The organism is Brevundimonas sp. (genome assembly GCF_023259385.1).
In the GTDB taxonomy this organism is placed as follows: Bacteria; Pseudomonadota; Alphaproteobacteria; order Caulobacterales; family Caulobacteraceae; genus Brevundimonas.
Genome location: NZ_JAHFPF010000304.1, coordinates 1 through 3,879 on the forward strand (window position 1 = coordinate 1; position 3,879 = coordinate 3,879).

The 3,879-nt window shown below is 70.3% G+C and carries 4 protein-coding genes; 2 read left to right on the forward strand and 2 right to left on the reverse strand.

The features are described from left to right. A partial coding sequence (locus Q0C81_RS17215) for a hypothetical protein (RefSeq protein ID WP_291840891.1) occupies positions 1 to 454 on the forward strand: 454 nt, incomplete at its 5' end. Positions 455 to 458: 4 nt separating this feature from the next. Here the strand turns inward: Q0C81_RS17215 and Q0C81_RS17220 are convergent. Together Q0C81_RS17220 and Q0C81_RS17225 are read right to left on the reverse strand one after the other, a co-directional pair. After that, the gene (locus Q0C81_RS17220) at positions 459 to 2,006 is read right to left on the reverse strand and encodes a cation:proton antiporter (protein WP_291840893.1); all 1,548 of its coding nucleotides are present in this window, start codon (positions 2,004 to 2,006) and stop codon (positions 459 to 461) included. A 47-nt stretch (positions 2,007 to 2,053) separates the two neighbouring features. Then, the gene (locus Q0C81_RS17225; protein WP_291840895.1) at positions 2,054 to 2,617 is read right to left on the reverse strand and encodes a DUF2061 domain-containing protein; all 564 of its coding nucleotides are present in this window, start codon (positions 2,615 to 2,617) and stop codon (positions 2,054 to 2,056) included. 130 nt (positions 2,618 to 2,747) lie between these two features. On the opposite strand from Q0C81_RS17225, the gene guaB reads away from it, so the two are divergent. Next, positions 2,748 to 3,879, forward strand: a 1,132-nt coding sequence (gene guaB / locus Q0C81_RS17230) for an IMP dehydrogenase (RefSeq protein ID WP_291840897.1), incomplete at its 3' end; no start/stop codon positions are given.

Below are 3,879 nucleotides of genomic sequence, written 5' to 3' on the forward strand. Positions count from 1 at the left end.
GTGCGCGCCGATCGTCCATCAGGGCGCGCCGCAGCGCGACATCGGCATGGATGTGATCTGGGGCATGGTCGGCCTGACGGTGCTGCCCTTCGTGCCCTTCCAGATGGCGGAGGAATCGCGGGCGGACCGGGAGGGCGGGGCCCTGCTGGACTCGGTCGAGCCGGGATCGGTGCTGCCCGGCGGGGTCGAAGCCTTCGTGAGGCGGCGGCGCGGGGTGCGGGTCTATCGCGACGCCGTCGATCCGGGCTACGCGGTGATCGCGGTCAAGCTGGGCGACGGCGCGGACAACATCCCGGACATGGGCCTGTTGGGCGTGCGCGACGACCGGGTGGTGTGGGAGGTCCGGCGCGAGGCCGGGCAGCAGGGGCTGGGGCCGCTGGTGTGCCGGGACGCGGAGAACAGGCCGAGCGATGACCGGCCCGGCTGCACCGCCTACGGCAATCTGAAGCTCTGAGGCCTCAGCGCACCACGGGCGTCAGGGCCAGCTCGCGCCGGTCCAGTTCTTCCTCGATCTGATAGTAGGCGGCGTCGCTGATCTCGCCGTTCAGCCGCATGGCCAGCAGCCGTTCGCGCTTGCTGCGCAGGACATCCTCGGCGAGGTCGTCGACGGGCAGGGTGACGCGGCCGTCGCCTTCGCCGGCGGTCTTCAGGGCCTCGCGGCGCTCGTGATACTCGGCCTTCAGGCGCTTGGCGGGCGCGTCGTCCCGGCCCGAGACATGGTCGATGGCGGCGTCGGTGACGGCGGCGCGGGCCTTGCGGATCTCGCCGTCCAGCACGCCGTCGTTGCCCAGGCCCAGCAGGCGGATCAACGGCCCCAGCGTCAAGCCCTGGACCACGAGGGTGCCCATCACCACCGCGAACACCGCCAGCAGGATCACGTCGCGGAACGGGAAGCCGGCGGGCAGGGCGTAGGCGGCGGCCAGGCTGACCACGCCGCGCATCCCGGCCCAGCCGACGACCAGGCCCGAGGCGAAGGTCGGCGGCGAGGCTCCGGCCGGAAGATGGACCCCGAACAGCCGGTTCTTCACCTGCACGACGGTGTTGTAGCCCATCACCCAGGCCAGGCGGACGACGACGCAGACCAGCAGGATGATCAGGGCGAAGGCGGCGTACTCCTCGCGCTGCACCGGCTGCAGGTCGCGCCAGATGGGGGCGATCTGCAGGCCCACCAGCATGAAGGCCAGCACGTTCAGGGCGAAGACCGTGGTCTCCCACACCGCATAGGCCGGAACGCGGATCACCGCCGGGCTGCGGGCCGCCAGCCGGGCCAGGGTCAGGGCGAAGACGACGATGGTGACGATGGCCGACAGGCCCAGCCGCTCGGCCGCGATCCACACGCCGAAACTTCCGATGAATTGCAGTACGATGGAGGGCGGCGCCTCTGTCAGCAGGTGGGTGAGGCGCGCCTGCGTCCAGGCCGCGACCAGGCCGAAGAGGACGCTGCCCACGGTGGCCAGGGCGACGGAGCCGGCCAGCTGCCAGCCGCCGGGCATGGTGGTCAGGACCGCGGCCACGGCGATGCGGTAGGTCAGCAGGGCGCTGGCGTCGTTGAACAGGCTCTCGCCCTCCAGCACGGTGCGGATGCGGAAGGGGGCCGGGATGATGCGCAGCACGGCGGTGGCCGCCGCCGCGTCGGGCGGAGCGACGATGGCGCCCAGGGCCACCGCGGCGGCCCACGGAAGGGCGGGGATCAGCGCCTTGGCGGTGAACGCCACGGCCAGGGTGGTGACCGCTACGGCGGCGAGACTGAGGAAGGCGATGGGGACGACGTTGCGGCGCAGGTCGCGCAGGGAGCTGTCGAAGGCCGCGTCCAGCAGCACCGGCGCGACGAACAGGGCCAGCACCAGCTGGGGGTCTAGGGTGATCTCTGGCGCGAAGGGCAGGAAGGCCGCGCCCGCGCCGGCCAGGGCGACGAAGGGCGGGAAGGGGGCGTTGAGCTTCTGGGCCAGCAGCGACATCGCCACCGCCGCCGCCATCACGATCAGGATCGCTTCGAAGCCGTGCATCAGGCGGACAGGCTAGACCATTGTGCGGCCCGGCGTCACTCCGGCCGTCAGGCCTGGGCCAGTTCCTCGGCCCGCTTGGCCTTGCGGGCCTCGATCCGGCTCCAGACGCGGTCGTGGACGGTGAAGAAGACCGTCTGCACCAGCGGCTCGACGATGCCGATGGTCAGGGCGATGCGGATGTCGCGCGTCAGGGCGAAGGCGACCAGCACCGCGACGGTGAAATGCATCAGGCCGTAGGTGACCGACTTGAGCGCGATCTGCTTGAACGAGCGGGGCAGGGCGTGGCTGTGGCCATGATGGCCGTGACCGTGATGCCCGTGCGCCCGGGTCTGCTCCTCCGGGGTCATCAGGCCCAGGCGAGCGGTGACGGCCTCGGACGCCTCCTCGACGCCGGACAGCATGCGGCGGCGCTCGATGCGGTGCCAGACGCGGTCGTGGATCGAATAGGCGATGGTCTGGAAGAAGGGCTCGACCACCCCGACCGCCAGCGCCAGCCGCCAGTCCCGGGTGATGGCGAAGGCCACCAGGATGGCCACGACCAGGTGCATCACGCCGTAGCTCGCGATCTTGAGCGCGAGGCGGCGGGCGGTGCTGATCAAGGTGCGAACCATTCTCACCTACATCGGAGCGCAAGCGCCGCAGCGCAAGCCAATTGTTCCTATCGTCACCATAGCACGCGTTGAGGCCTTGCGGTTCAGGGGCCGACACGGTTATACGCGGCCCGCAAAACGGAGACTCCTCATGGAGATACGCGAAGGGCTCACCTTCGACGATGTTTTGCTCGAACCCGGCCCGTCCGAGATCATGCCCGCTGACGCGGACGTCTCGACGAAGCTGACGCGGGACATCCGACTGAACATCCCCCTGACCTCGTCCGCCATGGACACGGTCACCGAAAGCCGGCTGGCGATCGCCATGGCCCAGGCCGGCGGTCTGGGCGTCCTGCACCGCAATCTGACGGTCGAGGAACAGGCCGACCAGGTGCGCGAAGTGAAGCGCTACGAAAGCGGCATGGTCATCAATCCGGTGACCATCAATCCGGATACGACGCTGGGCGAGGTCCGCGCGATCGTGGCCCGCAAGAAGATCTCGGGCTTCCCGGTCGTGGATCCCAAGTCGGGCAAGCTGGTCGGCATCCTGACCAACCGCGACATGCGCTTCGACACCGATCCGAACCACACCGCCGCGCAGCTGATGACCACGGGCGACCTGGTCACGGTCCGTGAAGGCGCCGGGCGGGACGAAGCGCGCGAGCTGCTGCGCACCCGCAAGATCGAACGCGTCATCGTCGTCGACGAGGACTACCGGGCGACCGGCCTGATCACGATGAAGGACATCGAGAAGGCCCACGCCTTCCCGAACGCCGCCAAGGACGAGCAGGGCCGCCTGCTGGTCGGCGCGGCCTCGACCGTCGGCGACAACGGCTACGAGCGGGCCATGGCCCTGGCCGAGGCCGGCGCGGACGTGGTGGTGATCGACACCGCCCACGGCCACTCGGCCCAGGTCGCGCGGGTCGTCGAGCGCATCAAGCGCGAGAACAACCGCCTGCAGATCATCGCCGGCAACATCGCGACCTACGACGCCGCGCGGGCCCTGATCGACGCGGGCGCAGACGCCGTGAAGGTCGGCATCGGCCCGGGCAGCATCTGCACCACCCGCATCGTCGCGGGCGTGGGCGTGCCCCAGCTGACCGCCATCCTGGAGGCCGTCCGCGCCGCCCGGGAAAGCGGCACGCCGGTCATCGCCGACGGCGGCATCAAGTATTCGGGCGACCTGGCCAAGGCCATCGCGGCCGGCGCTAACGTGGCCATGATGGGCTCGATGTTCGCGGGCACGGACGAGAGTCCGGGCGAGGTCTTCCTGTACCAGGGCC

Bases quoted from the DNA above. Each gene is read 5' to 3' on its own strand.
- Q0C81_RS17220 (WP_291840893.1), bottom strand. From the start codon at position 2,006: ATGCACGGCTTCGAAGCGATCCTGATCGTGATGGCGGCGGCGGTGGCG.
- Q0C81_RS17225 (WP_291840895.1), bottom strand. From the start codon at position 2,617: ATGGTTCGCACCTTGATCAGCACCGCCCGCCGCCTCGCGCTCAAGATC.